General features: G+C 59.2%; 12 protein-coding genes. 6 read left to right on the top strand and 6 right to left on the bottom strand.

Translation table 11 applies throughout. The features are described from left to right. Positions 1-163 precede the first annotated feature (163 nt). Positions 164-892 carry a pyrimidine utilization regulatory protein R gene (gene rutR / locus AO277_RS22800; protein WP_044318858.1) on the bottom strand — a complete coding sequence of 243 codons (729 nt, stop codon included), beginning with the start codon at positions 890-892 and terminating at the stop codon, positions 164-166. A gap of 269 nt (positions 893-1161) precedes the next feature. Here rutR and rutA point away from each other — a divergent pair, with 269 nt between their 5' ends. From rutA to AO277_RS22770, 6 genes are all read left to right on the top strand, one after another. Further along, positions 1162-2244 (top strand): pyrimidine utilization protein A, encoded by a 1083-nt coding sequence (rutA, locus tag AO277_RS22795; protein WP_044318857.1) that lies wholly within the window; start codon positions 1162-1164, stop codon positions 2242-2244. Further along, positions 2244-2981 carry a pyrimidine utilization protein B gene (gene rutB / locus AO277_RS22790; RefSeq protein ID WP_002552195.1) on the top strand — a complete coding sequence of 246 codons (738 nt, stop codon included), beginning with the start codon at positions 2244-2246 and terminating at the stop codon, positions 2979-2981. The genes rutA and rutB overlap by 1 nt, the downstream gene beginning before the upstream one ends. Positions 2982-2991: 10 nt before the next feature. Beyond that, complete coding sequence (gene rutC, locus AO277_RS22785) at positions 2992-3375, top strand: pyrimidine utilization protein C (RefSeq protein WP_044318856.1); 384 nt, start codon at positions 2992-2994, stop codon at positions 3373-3375. Between the two features lie 44 nt (positions 3376-3419). Beyond that, on the top strand, positions 3420-4199 hold the full coding sequence (gene rutD, locus AO277_RS22780) for a pyrimidine utilization protein D (protein ID WP_002552193.1): 780 nt from the start codon (positions 3420-3422) through the stop codon (positions 4197-4199). Positions 4200-4212: 13 nt separating this feature from the next. After that, a complete protein-coding gene (rutF, locus tag AO277_RS22775; RefSeq protein WP_002552192.1) occupies positions 4213-4749 on the top strand; it encodes an NADH-dependent FMN reductase RutF in 537 nt (178 codons plus the stop codon). 285 nt (positions 4750-5034) lie between these two features. Then, entirely contained in the window at positions 5035-6216 is a 1182-nt protein-coding gene (locus tag AO277_RS22770) for a cyclic di-GMP phosphodiesterase (RefSeq protein ID WP_005733226.1), read from the top strand. 24 nt (positions 6217-6240) lie between these two features. On the opposite strand, the gene AO277_RS22765 is transcribed toward AO277_RS22770, so the two are convergent. From AO277_RS22765 to AO277_RS22745, 5 genes are all read right to left on the bottom strand, one after another. Next, on the bottom strand, positions 6241-8970 hold the full coding sequence (locus tag AO277_RS22765) for a winged helix-turn-helix domain-containing protein (protein ID WP_044318866.1): 2730 nt from the start codon (positions 8968-8970) through the stop codon (positions 6241-6243). A 209-nt stretch (positions 8971-9179) separates the two neighbouring features. Beyond that, on the bottom strand, positions 9180-10544 hold the full coding sequence (locus tag AO277_RS22760) for a DUF1329 domain-containing protein (RefSeq protein WP_044318855.1): 1365 nt from the start codon (positions 10542-10544) through the stop codon (positions 9180-9182). Between the two features lie 28 nt (positions 10545-10572). After that, positions 10573-12510 (bottom strand): DUF1302 domain-containing protein, encoded by a 1938-nt coding sequence (locus AO277_RS22755; protein ID WP_044318854.1) that lies wholly within the window; start codon positions 12508-12510, stop codon positions 10573-10575. 275 nt (positions 12511-12785) lie between these two features. Further along, on the bottom strand, positions 12786-14468 hold the full coding sequence (locus AO277_RS22750) for a fatty acid--CoA ligase (RefSeq protein WP_044318853.1): 1683 nt from the start codon (positions 14466-14468) through the stop codon (positions 12786-12788). 168 nt (positions 14469-14636) lie between these two features. Beyond that, entirely contained in the window at positions 14637-15269 is a 633-nt protein-coding gene (locus AO277_RS22745; RefSeq protein WP_002552186.1) for a LysE family translocator, read from the bottom strand. Positions 15270-15677: the final 408 nt, after the last annotated feature.

Genomic DNA, 15677 nt, shown 5'->3' with positions numbered 1-15677 from the left:
TAGCAGCATCCATGCCACTACCGGGAAAACGCTATGGAACAACGGCCTGACTCGATTTCACCGCGCAGAACAGATCAAATGGTCTGAATCAGAGCACTTGGTTTGTGCATGACCTGCATTCGCTGCGCGTCCAGGGTGCGCGTGTCGGGGCCCGCGCAATTTTTCAGGCAGTACGCGGCAGGATGCCGTCCAGGATCATGCTGCGCAGGCTCGCCAGCACTTCTTCGAAAAACACCGGGTCGTCCAGCGTCTTGCCGGTCACGGCCTCGACCTGAGTGCGGAAATCGGCGTAATGCTGAGTGGTCGCCCACAGGGTGAAAATCAGATGGTGCGGGTTAATCGGGGCCAACTGGCCATTGTCGATCCAGTGCTGAATGACTGCCACCTTGGCCTGCACCGTGTCGCGCAACGGGTGCTGCAACTCGCCCTGAATCAGCGGCGCGCCCTGCATCACTTCCATACAGAACAGCCGTGATTCGGCCGGGTGATCGCGAGACATTTCCAGCTTGGCCTTGATGTAGGCACCGATAGCCTGCACCGGCTCCTTGTCGGCAGTGAAATGCACCAGCGGGCTCAGCCAGACTTCAAGCAACTGACGCAGTACGTTGAGGTACAGATCATCCTTGCTGCTGAAGTAATACAGCAGGTTGGTCTTGGAAACATCCGCCAGGCTCGCGACCTGATCCAGGCTGCTGCCGTGCACGCCATAGCGGGAAAATATCTCCAGCGCCGCATCGAGAATCAGCGTGCGCTTGCCTTCCATCAGGCGCATGCGCCGCTTCAGGGAAGTAGCACTGGGCTCGCGAGTGGTCTTGACCACGGTTTCGGGCTTGACCTTGCGTCCGCGCTTGCTCGCGGGCTCCGTCACAGAAGGTTTCTTGTTCACGCACATCCATCCAGTGATGCCGAAATGAGCGGGCATCTTAACGGGCGAAGCTGTTTTGTCGATATGGGTTACCCAGCCGGTCGGCTCTGCCCCATCTGCGTGCGCCCTGCACAAACCAAGCGCTCTGATTTAGACCAAACGGTCTGCAAAAAATGAGTTTTATTTTTAAGCGATTGAATAAAAACAATAAAAATTTTGGCCCGCTTAATGCAATGGCGAATTAAGAGATGAATCAAGTGCTCTTGCACGCATCTACCAACGCAGAGAGGCCTTATATGGACATCGGTATCTTCATCCCCATCGGCAACAACGGCTGGCTGATTTCCAGCAACGCACCGCAGTACATGCCGACTTTCGAGCTGAACAAACAGATCGTGCAGACGGCCGAGGGCTACGGTTTCGACTTTGCGTTATCGATGATCAAACTGCGCGGCTTCGGCGGCAAGACAGAGTTCTGGGAGCACAACCTGGAGTCCTTCACGCTGATGGCGGGGCTGGCGGCAGTGACCAGCAAGATCCAGTTGTTCGCCACCGTGGCCACTCTGACCATTCCACCTGCCATCGCGGCACGCATGGCCTCGACCATCGATTCGATCTCCAATGGCCGCTTCGGGATCAACCTGGTCACCGGCTGGCAGAAACCCGAATACGAGCAGATGGGCCTGTGGCCCGGCGATGAGTTCTTCCATACCCGCTATGAATACCTGGCCGAATACGCCCAGGTTCTGCGCGACCTGTGGGCCACCGGCAGCAGTGATTTCAAGGGCGAGCATTTCAGCATGCAGGACTGCCGCGTCAGCCCTCGTCCAAAGGCCGACATGAAGCTGATCTGCGCCGGTCAAAGCGAAGCAGGCATGGCTTTCTCAGCGCAGTACGCCGATTACAACTTCTGCTTCGGCAAGGGCTTGAACACCCCTACTGCGTTTGCGCCCACCGCACAGAAACTGATCGAAGCCAACGAAAAGACCGGCCGCAACGTTACCTCCTGCGTGCTGTTCATGATCATCGCCGACGATACCGATGAAGCGGCAAGGGCTCGCTGGGAGCACATCAAGGACGGTGCCGACGAAGAGGCCATCGCCTGGTTGAGCGAGAAGGGCTCGGCGGATAAGAGCGCCGGTTCGAACCTGCGGCAGATGGCCGACCCGACCTCGGCGGTCAACATCAACATGGGCACGCTGGTCGGCTCTTGGGCCACCGTGGCGCGAATGCTCGATGAAGTCGCCAGTGTGCCGGGGACTCAGGGCGTGATGCTGACCTTCGATGACTTCGTGAAAGGCGTCGAGGATTTCGGCGAGAAAATCCAGCCGCTGATGACCAGTCGCAAGCACATCGCGCAGCTCAAGGAGGTGGTCTGATGAATGCTTCGGCAACTGTCGCAGGCGTCGACCTGCCGGACGGGCAACCCGCCCGTGTGCTGCCCGCCCGTCCCGAGCCGCTGCGCATGAAACCCGGCGAAACAGCGCTGGTGGTCGTCGACATGCAGAACGCCTACGCATCGCTGGGGGGTTATCTGGACCTTGCGGGGTTCGATGTCAGCAGCACCGGGCCGGTTATCGCCAATATCAACAAGGCCTGTGCCGCAGCGCGTGCAGCAGGCATCCCGGTGATCTTTTTTCAGAATGGCTGGGACCCGGCCTATGTCGAGGCGGGAGGGCCCGGCTCGCCGAACTGGCATAAGTCCAATGCCCTGAAAACCATGCGCAAGCGCCCGGAGCTCGAAGGGCAACTGCTGGCCAAAGGCGGATGGGACTATCAACTGGTCGATGAACTCAAGCCACAGCCTGGCGACATTGTGGTGCCGAAAATCCGTTACAGCGGCTTCTTCAATTCCAGTTTCGACAGCGTGTTGCGCAGCCGCGGCATTCGCAATCTGGTGTTCACCGGCATCGCCACCAACGTCTGCGTTGAATCCACCCTGCGTGACGGTTTCCACCTGGAGTACTTCGGCGTGGTGCTGGCGGATGCAACCCATCAGGCAGGCCCCGAATTCGCTCAGCAAGCCGCGCTGTTCAACATCGAAACCTTCTTCGGCTGGGTTTCCAGTGTCGATGACTTCTGCACCACTTTCAGCCCTGTCGGGCAACCTTCGTGAGGACATACGCATGACCAAGAAAGCGATTATTCCCGCTGGCACCACCAAGCCCATTGCTCCATTTGTGCCGGGTTCAATGGCCGATGGCGTGCTCTACGTTTCCGGCACCCTGCCGTTCGACAAGGACAACAATGTGGTGCATGTCGGCGATGCGACCGCCCAGACCCGTCATGTGCTGGAAACCATCAAAAGCGTGGTCGAAACCGCTGGCGGGACAATGGACAATGTCACCTTCAACATGATCATGATTCGCGACTGGGCCGATTACGCCAAGGTCAACGAGGTGTACGCCGAATACTTCGCGGGCGAGAAACCGGCCCGTTACTGCATCCAGTGCGGCCTGGTGAAACCCGAGGCCCTGATCGAGATCGCCAGCATCGCCCACATTGGCTGAGCACTGACTTAAAAACCGACCTGAAGCCCACCCGGAGAACGTGCATGTTTCATGAAATTCATCGATGTCAGCATGCCGATGCGCCCCTGTTGGTGCTCAGTTCCGGGTTGGGCGGATCCAGCCGTTACTGGGCGGATGACCTGGCTGCGCTGACCCGCGACCATGATGTACTGGTCTACGATCATGCCGGGACTGGACGCAGCCCTGCGGATTTGCCGGCAGACTATTCGATCCGCCATATGGCCATGGAATTGCTGACCCTGCTCGACTCGCTCGATATCCAGCGTTGCCATTTCATGGGTCATGCGCTGGGCGGGCTGGTGGGCCTGGAGATTGCGCTGTTGCGCCCCGAATTGTTGCAAAGTCAGGTGCTGATCAATGCGTGGAGCAGCCCCAACCCGCACAGCGCGCGCTGCTTTTCAGTGCGCAAAAAACTGTTGTTGAACAGCGGGCCGGACGCCTACGTGCAAGCGCAGGCACTGTTTCTGTACCCGGCAGACTGGATCGCCGCCAACGGTGCCCGGCTGGCCGATGACGAGGCCCATGCGCTGGCGCATTTTCCCGACACCGACAACCTGCTGCGACGTATTCATGCACTGCAAACCTTCGACGTGGAGGCCAGTCTGGCTCGTATCCAGACACCGACCCTGCTGATTGCCAACCGCGACGACATGCTGGTGCCCTGGCAACAATCGCAACATCTGGCCGAGGCACTGCCCAACGCCAGGCTGGTGTTGCTGGAATATGGCGGCCACGCCTCGAACATCACCGACCCACTGCCCTTCCAACGCACCCTGCTCGACTTTCTCAACGCACAGACCTGAAAGGACTCATACCATGCATGCCGACTCTGAAACCCTTGCCACCCTCCCTGCTGCCCCGGTCAGCCAGCTGGCGTTTCGCGATGCGATGTCCAGCCTTGCTGCAGCCGTCAACGTCATTACCACCGATGGCCCCGGCGGCCGCGCCGGTTTTACTGCGACAGCGGTTTGCAGCGTGACCGACCAGCCTCCCACGCTACTGGTTTGTATCAATCGCAGCGCATCGGTATACGAAACCTTCATCGAGAACGGCCTGTTGTGCGTCAACACACTGGGCAACGGTCAGCAGGACCTCTCCAACCTGTTCGGCGGCAAGCGTTCACAGCAGGAGCGTTTTGACGGTGGCCAGTGGGAAAGCGGAGTGACGGGTGCGCCGATACTGAACAGCGCCAAACTGGCCCTCGACTGCAAGGTGACCCAATCCGTCAGCGTCGGCACACATGACATTCTCTTTTGCCAAGTGCTGGATATCAGGCATCAGGGTGAGTCAGACGCCTTGGTGTACTTTGCCCGTCAGTATCATCACTTGCCAGGTGCGGCACCCGCTGCCTGAAGATGCTTTTCAGCACTTGAACGCGTCAGGAAATCTACACTGCGCCTGTTTTGCACAGGGCACTGCGGGCTGCCTGACGGGTTGCTGACACAACAAATAGACAAGATTTTTTCGCAGGCAGCGCCCTATACTAGCACCTTGAGATCAGGATGATCCTTGCAGTCAACGAGGTGAAATCATGTCGATCGGTAGCCCTTGCACTCTGCTGGCCTCATCTGGCAGTTGGCCGTCTGCTTTCTTCGCTTGCCCGTTGCCTGCCGTGCCAACACACCCGGGTGACTAAGCATGCTGAAAAAAATCCCTGTCGCTGAGCTTGCCCTTGGCATGTACATCCATAAAATCTGTCGCCGCTGGACCAACGATCCATTCTGGATAGGCTTGGTCGAAGTCATGCTTGATGACGTCGAGGTGCTCAAGCGCATCCAGCAATCGGGCACCCGGGAAGTCTGGATCGAAACCGGAAAAACCCGTGTACAGGCACCTCAAACAGCACCAGCACCCTCCATAGATGACACCGCACCAGCCAGTCTGGACAAGGAAGTCCTGCGCGCCCGGGCCATTTGCGGTAGAGCCAGAAACGCCGTCATGGCCATGTTTACCGAAGCCCGCATGGGCCAGGCGATGGATGTCGACAACGTGCAGTTGCTGGTGGAAGAAATCTCCAGTTCGATCCTGCGCCACCCGCATGCGCTGATCAGCCTGTCACGCTTGAAAACGTCCGACGAGTACACCTACATGCATTCGGTGGCGGTCTGCGCGTTGATGGTCGCGCTCGCCAGACGCATGGGCCTGCCTGATGATCAGGTGCGCGAAGCGGGTGTGGCCGGGCTGATGCACGATGTCGGCAAAATGATGATTGCTCCGCACGTACTCAATAAACCGGGCCGCCTCACCCATGACGAATTCGAGATCATGAAGGCTCACCCCGAACTGGGTCTGAAGATACTCAAGGAAAATCAGCCCGTGGCGGCGACGGTGATGGATGTGTGCTTGCACCACCATGAGAAGGTCGACGGCTCGGGCTATCCCCACGGCCTGAAAGGCGACCAGATCAGCATCTTTGCGCGCATGGCCGCAGTCTGCGATGTATATGACGCCATTACCTCCGACCGCCCCTACAAAAAGGGCTGGGGCGTTGCCCATTCGATTCGCGAGATGGCTTCATGGAAAGGCCATTTTGATGATGTGGTGTTTCAAAGCTTCGTCAAGACCGTGGGCATATACCCGACCGGTACGCTGGTGCGTCTGGAAAGCGGGCGTCTCGGCGTTGTGGTCGAGCAAAGTGAGGCGTCGCTGCTGAAACCGAGGGTGAAGGTCTTCATGTCGGCGCGGACCGGCAAGACGTTCGCCGCGCAGATCATCGATCTGGGCAGTTTTGCCGACCCGGACGCGATCGTCAAAATCGAAACGCCGACCGACTGGGGTATGGAAGAGGTTGATACGCTGTGGGCGGGCAGCCCGGCCTGATCAGTTGATGAGTCGCCCTGCCGGCTAACCCAGCAAGCCCAGTACCTTCGCCCTCGCCACCGCCTGGGTACGCCGCTCGACGCCTAGCTTGCTGTTGATGTGGCTGGCGTGAGTCTTGACGGTGTGCAGGGAAATGAACAGTTGCTCGCTGATCTCCTGGTTGGAACAGCCCTGTGCAATCAAATGCAGTACGCCCAGCTCACGCACACTCAGGCAGTCGCTGTCATGCGCAGGCTCGGGTGTCGGTGTGCAGGAGGCCGGGAGCTCTTCCAGCAAGGCCTCGCGAACCTTGCAGGACGGCAGTTGCAGCAGTTGCTCATGCAGCCACTGGGAGTGCTCGCCCAGTAGCGTTTTGAAGGGGATCAGAGCCCCTCCGGCCGCTGGCTGCAGGCTGCGCAGCAGCAGCTCTCGCGCTTCGTCGCGACGCGTCTGGCTCAGCAGCAGACCTATCTGCTGAGTCATCGCGATAAGCCCGAGCAGTGGCGCGCCCACCTCCCGGGCATGCCGCTCCAGCGCCTGCAAACGTTGCTCGCTGGCAACATCATCACCCTGCAGTCGATCCAGCACCGCACGCTGCAATTCGATGTGTTGTGGCAGTTGCGGATGACACTCGGGGGCCGCAGCGCCCGGCTCGCCGTTGTAGGCCTGAGTCAGGCGCAACAACCAGGCTTCGGCGAGGTCCATGCGCCCTTGCAGCAGCCACAATTCGCATTTCACCAGAGTCACCATCGCCAGATAGTAGATCGGTGGCACATCCCAGATGTGCATCAAACGTTCGACCTCGGCAAGTTCGGCGAAAGCTTCGGCAAACCGACCGGCGCAGCCCTCCATGGTGGCAATCACGCAGTGGCCGATCAGCACACTGATGTCGCGACAGGCGCGCGCTTCGGCCAGCCCGGCCAGCAATAAAACCCGCCCTTGGTCCACTTGCAGGCGCAGGGTCAGCAAATAGCCTTCATACAGCGTCAGGCGCGCGCGAACTGCGTACAAGCGCACGGTGGACAACCCTTTGAGGCGCTGCTGCCCCCGGCGTACTTCATCAAGCGCACGCAGAATTTCGCCTCGAGCCTGCAAGACCCTGGCGCGATCGTAATGCGCCAGCGCTTCGAACAGTGGATTGGCAACCCGCTGTGCCAGCTCCAGCGCATCACGATTCAACACGCGGGCGCGCCACAGATCACCATTGGCAACCGCAAGGTTGGCCAGCGTCGACAGGCAGACAAGCCGTTGGCCATAGCGTTTTTCCGGCAAGGTCAGCAGGGCTTCAGTGCAATAGCGTTCGGTCTTTTCACTGTCTCCACGGCCACGCGCGATGATGCCGCTGAGCGCCAGCCACTGCGCGAGCATGGATTTTTGCGCAGTCGCCGAGGGCGCTGGCAGGAACCGGCTCAATTGATTGGCCAGTTCCTCGGCGGCGTCCAGCTGGCAGGCCAGCCCCAGCGCCCAGGCGTAGAGCACAATCAAGCGTGGCGTGCTGGTCAACAGATCATCCGGCAAGTCCATCTTCCAGCGCAGCAACATGCCGACATTCTGCTCGGCCAGCAATTGCTCTTCAGAGAGGCTCTGCACCAGATTGGCGGCCACATCCAGATGCCCGGCGCGCAATGCCTGTTCCACCGCTTCATCCAGCTGGCCCTGAGTGCTGAACCAGCGACAGGCGTTAAGGTGCAGCCGGGTCGGTTGCGCGCCGCCAGCCTGACGCGCGCGCAACAGATCGGAAAACAGATGATGATAGCGAAACCAGCGGCCCTGCTCGTCCAGCGGCACCAAAAAGACCTGATGCGCCTGTAGATAACGGATCATCTCGACGCTGTCATGGCTGTCCCGCGCGGCGTCGCACAGCCCGGCGCAAAAACGCTCAAGACACGCAGTGTCATAAAGAAACGCCTGAACATCGGTCGGCAGGCAGTCGATCACCTCTTCAAGCAGGTACTCGCGAATCAGCACCTCACTGCCGCGCAGCGCCTGCGAAAAGGCGCTTTCATCACCCGCTTCAGACGCTGCCAGCAACCAGAATCGCAACCCGGCCACCCAGCCTTCGCTACGCTGAATCAGGTTTTGCAGCACCTCACTGTCGAGCGAGCTGCTATGGCGGTCCAGCACTGCCATTGATTCCGCGTGCGTCAGGCGCAAATCCTGCTCGTTGATTTCAAGCAACTGGCGCGTCAGACGCAGGCGTGCCAGGTGCCAGTCCGGGCGCTGTCGGCTGGTCACCATGACCACCAGCCCAACCGGCAAATGATTGAGAAAAAACTGCAGGCAGCGGTCAAGCACCGGGCCTTGGGCCAGATGATAATCATCCAGCACCAACAGCAGCGGTTTGCTCAGCATCAGGTGCATGGCCAGTTCGTCGAGCAGACCGTCGAGCCATTCCTCGAACGCGAACGGCTGATGGCGCTGACGCATTTTCAGCAGGCTCATTGCCTGCGTGCCCAGTTGCGGGAAAAACTGCTGCAGGCTGCCCAGCAAACGCTCCAGAAAACGACCCGGGTCGCTGTCCCGCGCGCTCAGCCCCAGCCATACGTTCTGCCATTTGTCCGGCAAGCCCTGACAGAACTCGACGGCCAGCGAACTCTTGCCAAACCCGGCCGGGGCGCATACCAGCAGCAACCTGCCGCTCAGCCCGTCCTCGAGGCGTTGGCACAGGCGGGAACGAGGGACGTAACCCTCAGGGAGTGGCGGGCGAAAAAATCGCCCCTCCAACGCAGGAATCGCGCTGTCTGCGAACCCTTGCATTCGGGACAGATCAGTCATGGCCGGCTCGTGTGAAAATCGTTGTTGCGGCATAGCGGTGTTCGGAGACTAGCGGGTAAATCGCCTCTTTTGAAAGGTCATCACGGAAAAGACTGTAACAAAATTCCTACAGCTTATAAGACCATGTCCTCTACGTGAAAAAGCCCCATTAAAGGGGCTTTTCAAGCACATGACCAAGACATTGATTTACAGCGTGTATCGGTCAGGTATCAACGAACCCCTTCCTGACGCAGCGCGTTGGGGGTGAAGTCGCTGGTGCCGGCAGTGAAGCCGAACTCATACGCCTTCTTCTCTTCGTTTTTCATGCCCAGTGCCACGTAGCGACCGGATTGCAGGTCGTGCAGGGTTTCAATCGCGTACCAAGGCACTTGTTTGTCGTAGTAGTTTTCCGAGTGTGCCTCGGCAACGCGCCACAGCTGGCCACGGCCGTCATAGTGGTCGATAACGGCGGCCTGCCAGGTGTCTTCGTCGATGAAGAAGTCACGCTTGGCGTAGATATGACGCTGACCTTCCTTGAGGGTGGCGGTCACGTGCCAGACGCGACGCAGCTCATAGCGGGTCAAGTCCTGGTTGATATGGCCAGCCTTGATGATGTCAGCGTACTTGAGCGTCGGATCGTCCAGCTTGTGGCTGTTGGAAGCGATGTACATTTCCTGCTTGCCGATCAGTTTCCAGTCATAGCGATCAGGCGCGCCGTTGTACATGTCCAGGTTGTCGGAAGTACGCAGACCATCCGACGCGGTGCCCGGCCCGTCATACGAAACCTGCGGCGCACGCCTTACACGGCGCTGACCGGCGTTATACAGCCATGCCGAGCGCGGTTCGGCGACCTGATCCAGGGTTTCATGCACCAGCAGCACACCGCCCGCCAGACGTGCTGGGGCGGTCACCTCCTGTTTGAAGTAGAACAGGATGTTGCCCGGGTTTTTCGGATCGAAATCCCTCATCTTGTCGCGAAATACGAATTGATCGGAGAAATACACCAGGCTGTACGAGCCATTGGGCTGTGGCGTGGCCTGGGTAACCAGACGCTTGACGCTGCCGCCCCGGTAACGGGTGATGTGGTTCCAGATAACCTCGACGCCACTGGCCGGGATCGGAAACGGGATGGCCGTATCGAAGTTTTCCAGACCGCTGCCGCCACCGACCAGTTTGGTGGTCGTCGCGTTCTTTTTGATGGCGGCAAACACCTCATCCGGCACGGTGGCACCGCGATGGGTCGGGTAGACCGGAATCCGGTAGCTGTCCGGATAACGTTTGAACATCGCGTACTGGCCCGGTGCGAGTTTGTCCTTGTACTGCTCTACATTGGCCGCGGTGATGGTAAACAACGGCTTTTCGCTGGCATACGGGTTGGCGAGGAACCCTTTGCTGTCCACCGCTCCGGCATTTTTCGGCAGCGGGCTCCAGGCAGGGATGGTGTTGGCCGCATTGCCAGCCTTTTCAGCGCCCATCGGCGTCAGCGAGGTACCCAGCTTTGCCGCTTCGGAGGCGGAGACCGCCGCCATCACGCTGGTCGCCAGCAACGACATGCCCAGAACCCCGGCTTGCAACAGACTTTTTGTTATTTTCATATTCATCGTCATCCTGAAAACCATGCTCTTAGAAGTTCATGCCAAAGCTGAGCGCCACGAAATCCCGGTCATCAACCGTGGTGTATTTGCCATCAAAGAAGTTGGTATAGGAAAGGTTCGCGGTGTAGGTGTTCTGGTACTCGGCATCGAGCCCCAGGCTGACGGCCTTGCGTCCCTCTTCGAAGTTGCCGCCAGGGCCCGGCGAATAGCCTTTGACGTCGTGCGACCAAGCCACGCTCGGCTTGAGGTTGACCCCGGCAAACACACTGTTGTAATCCCAGATGGCACGGGCGCGGTAGCCCCAGGAGTTGGCCGTGGTAAAGCCGTCGTCTTCGCAATAACGGGTCAGGTTGTTCTGCTCGGCACCGTTCAGCGTGCCTGCGTTGAGCGTCGCGCATTGGCCGCCAGGCAGCGGGCCAGGACCGTACACAGGGTCACGGCCGTAGCGAATTTTGGAAGTGCTTTCCAGGCCACCCACGTGGGTCCAGCCCACTTCACCGACCACCGTCAGACGCTCTGCGCCCATGACCTGGTCGAAGAACTGGGTGAACGTGGTTTGCAACTGAGTGATTTCCTTGCGGCGATAACCGGGCTGATCGGTATTGGGCTGCCCGCTCAGCAGCGAAACGTTGGGGTTGAGCGGCGAAATACCCGAATACAGGATGTCGGTGGTGTTGACCTGAATCGGTGCATTCGGGCGGTAGCTGATCTCGCCGCTCCACGCGGTGCCGGTAGGCAAGGTGGTCGAGAAGCTCAGACCGTACAGACGGATGTCTTCCGGGTATTCGACGTAGTAACTGGAGTTGCCTGCCACGACAACCGGCAGTAGCGTGGGTGCGAGTCGCGTCGCCGTTGCTGCCGGTATACCGTTACGGACCAGCGAGCCCACCAGGCCTTGAGGGCTGAACGAAGCAGCCGAGCCGCCGCGTCCGCTGAAGATCGGCGCACGGCTGTGGTAATTCATCATGTACGCACCGAACTCGGTATCCAGCGGCTCGAAGTTGTAACGCAAGGCAAAGCCGAACTGGCCACTGTCACGCGCATCGCGGTCAGGCCCACGGCGCACCACAGCGCCCTCATCCGGGTTACCGAACACTACGCCCTGCTGCGACAACGAGTTGAACACCGCGCCGCGTGCGCCTGCTGGCAAACCGGCAGCCGTCAGCGAACTGTTCAGGCCGCTGCGGCTGCGCAATACCGCGAGGTTGTTGTTGCAGCCATCGGCGATCACGTCCGGCTGCGAGAAGAAGGTGCCGCAGTTGTCGACGACAGTCTGGTCCCACTCCAGCTGGTAGAAGCCCTCGGCAGACAGGTTGTCGGTCAGGCTTTGCGACAGGTAGAACATGTTGACCGGGATCAGGCCTTCCTTGATTTCAGAGCCTGGACGCCGAAAGGCCGAGACATCGACCGGGTTGACGCTGTTGATGCCGCCCTGAATGAAGGTGCTTTCACCCCAACTGATAACCTGCTTGCCGAAGCGCACCGCACCCGGCTGATCGGCAATCGAATAGTTGTGGTACACAAACGCATCCAGCAACTGGAACCCGGACGACTTGGCGCCCTCTTTGCGGCCCGAGTCGCTGATGTCCTTGAACTCGCGGTTTTCATCCTTGAGTTCAAAGTCGTACCAGTATTTGCCACGCAGGAACACGCCGGTATCGCCGTACTTGAGTTCCAGGTCATGGATGCCCTTGAAAATCTTCGAAAACGTTTCCCCACGCTTGAAGTTCAAATGGCCGTCATCGGAGGTCTGCGACAGACCACGCCCGCCATTGTTGGCACCGATCAGGTTTTTATTGGGGTTTGCAGTCGACCAACTGGCACCTACCGACAGCGATGAGTCGAAACTGCCTTCGATCTCACCGACGTTGAAGGTCACGCCAAAGGCCGGGCCGGCGAGCGAGGAAGCAAGGCTGACGGCCAGAGGCAGCCTGGCCCGACGCCAGAATGGGGATATGCTTGTCATCGACGCTACTCCTTGTGTTTTATTGTTATGGCAGTGGGGAAATCCAAAAACGACTCTGTCTTCGAATCACTACACACAGCCAGCTCCGCTCTTGCTCATTCCCTGTGCTGACTATATCCAGCACGCCCTGACGCTAGATCCCTCTAAAGTGTGATTTGCAGGACCAACGCCTCTGGCCCGCCCGTTTCCGGAAGGCCGCTAAAAAACCTGTGGCGGGGAGGATGGATTAAATTGGAAATTTGGCAAGTCGNGGGGCGGGAAAAGACAAGAAGGTGTCACAGCGTGGAAAGGAATGTGCTGTTGCTGTTCTGCCATTCCACAATGTCCAGACGCATGCGCTTCTTGTCGAGCTTGCCGACGCTGGTCTTGGGAATTTCAGTAACAAGCGCGATCTGGCTGGGAATTGCCCACTTGTTGATGTGACCTTGCTCGACGAACGGTTTGAGATGCTCCTTCAAGCCCTTGGCATCAAGCTGCTGGCCGTCGCGAATCACCAGCAAGGCAAAAGGCCGCTCACCCCATTGCGGGTCGGCGATACCGACCACAGCTACTTCGCGCACAGCAGGATGCCGGCTGCACAGGTCTTCAAGCTCCAGCGAGGAAATCCATTCACCGCCGGTCTTGATCACATCCTTGATACGGTCGCGAATATCGATGAAGCCCATACCGTCCAGCGTTGCCACATCGCCAGTGTGCAGCCAGCCGCCTGCCCACAACTCAGCACCTTTCTCAGGCTCGCGGAAATAGCTTTCGGTCAGCCAGGGCGCACGCAGGACCAGCTCACCCTGGGTTTCGCCATCGGCCGGAAGGAAGTTGCCTTGCTGATCGACGATGGCTGCTTCTACCAGCATGCCAGGCACACCGGCCTTGATGCGGTAGGTAATCTGCTCGTCTTCGCTGCTGGCCTTCAGTTCGTCGTTGATGTGCGCGACAGAAATCAGTGGCCCGGTTTCAGACATGCCATACGCGGCGCTGAGCTGGATGCCTCTGGCCTTGGCAGCCTGATACAGGCTGCGGTTCAGCGAGCTGCCGCCAATGATGATTTTCCAGCCGCCAAAGTCCGCATCCTGAGCAGACTTGGCGTTGAGCAGCATTTGCAGGATGGTCGGCACGCAATGCGAGAAGGTCACTTTCTCCTTGCGCCAAAGCTCTACCAGCAACTCGGGCTCGTAGCGGCCGGGGTACACCTGTTTCAGGCCCAGCATGGTCGCTACATAGGGAATGCCCCAGGCATGCACATGGAACATCGGAGTGATTGGCATATAGACGTCATCGTTGCCCAACTGCCGCGGACTTTCGACGCATCCCAGGATGGCCGCCACGCCCATGGTGTGCAGCACCAACTGGCGATGGGTGAAATAGACGCCTTTGGGGTTGCCCGTGGTGCCTGTGGTGTAAAACGTGGTCGCGACCGAGTTCTCGTCGAAATCCTCGAAAGCGTACTCGGGGCTGGCTGCCGCCAGCAGGGTCTCGTACTCGCCGACGAGGTTTGGCAGGTCGGCGGTCTTGTCGGGCAGGTCCGTCAGCAACAGGGTCTTTTCAACGGTAGTCAAATGTCCGGACATCGCCTGATACAGGCCCGTGAATTCGCTGTTGATCAGCACCAGCCGGTCATCGGCATGATTGATGGTGTAGGCGATCTGCTCGGGCGATAGCCGCACATTGACGGTGTGGATCACTGCGCCAATCATCGGGATGGCGAACATGCATTCCAGATAGCGATGGCTGTCCCAGTCCATGACCGCCACGGTGTCGCCAGCTTTCACGCCTGCCGCCGTCAGTACGTTAGCCAGGCGGCAGATGCGCTCGCTGAGGGTCGGGTAGGTGTAGCGAACGGAGTCGCGGTAAATAATTTCACGCGTCTTTTCATAACGACTGCCGGACGACAGCAGGCGCTTGATCAACAGAGGGTACTGGTAAGCGCCATCGGCGGGCGCAAGAACGCGAGTCTGTAACATATGAGTCCCTTTTCAAAGTCCACAGGCGGAGCTGGAAATATGGACTCTAGAGCCCTCGCCTGCCAGTGAAATCAGTAAAAGGGATGTTTTTTCGAAGCGCCTCTCGCTGCCTGAAAGAGGCACTCATACTCGGTATACGCTCGGCAAAAGCGTTGTTGAATGCAGGCTTCAGTGCACTTCAGTGAACGCCAGTTTGATACCCAGCGCGACCAGCACTCCGCCCATGGCCCGATCGAACCAGTGGCCCATGCGCGCAAAACCCGCGCGTACCCGCGCCTGGCTGAACAGCCGCGCCACCAGGCAGAACCACGCGGCCGTCGCCACTGCGAGGTAGACCCCATAACCGCCCTGCACCAGCAGCGGCGTGTGCGGATTGATCACTACGGTGAACAGCGAGAGGAAAAACAGCGTGGCCTTGGGGTTAAGGCCGTTGGTGACGAAGCCGCTGATGTAGGCACTCTTTGCTGTGCGCTCGCCCGGGATCGCCTTGATGGCGGCATCGCCCGTCGCCGCAGCCGGTCTGGCACGCAGGGCCTTGATACCGATGTACAGCAGGTACGCGGCTGCCGCCCATTTCAGCGCGTTGAACAGCACGATGGACTGGGAAACGATAATCCCGATACCCAGCAGTGAATAGCCCACATGGAGAAAAATAGCCGAGCCGACACCAAGCGCTGACCAGGTACCGGCCTTGCGCCCATGCGTGACGCTTTCGCGCACCACCACCGCGAAGTCCGGACCGGGGCTGGCGACGGCCAGCAGGTGGATCAGCGCAACGGTAAGAAATTCTGCCCAATACATGTGGGACCTCCTGGAGGATTGACGTCAGACCCGGCAGATTACGCTGTCTGATGTCTGCGCAACAGTTACTGGCAACGATCACCTCAACTATCGTGCGGCGCTCCGCGTCGCATGCCGTTCCGGACGCTCCGCGTCCTCTTGAAGACGCAGAGCGTCGTGAACTGCATTCCCACGCTGGAGCGTGCGGAACGATCATCTCAACTATCGTGCGATCATCGCAATTATCGTGCGGCGCTCCGCGTCGCATGCCTTTCTGGACGCTCTGCGTCCTCTTGACGACGCAGAGCGTCGAGACCTGCATTCCCACGCTGGAGTGGTATGACCCCCGAAGGTTGGACGCAACCTTTGGAGGCGTCATGGGTAAATATACAGTGCAGGCAAAACTCGCAGCCGTGAAAGAATATTGTG

Origin of the sequence: Pseudomonas amygdali, assembly GCF_002699855.1 — a bacterium.
Lineage (GTDB): Bacteria > Pseudomonadota > Gammaproteobacteria > Pseudomonadales > Pseudomonadaceae > Aquipseudomonas > Aquipseudomonas amygdali.
The sequence above is the reverse complement of the archived record's forward strand: the minus strand, read 5'-3'. Positions and strand labels throughout refer to the sequence as shown.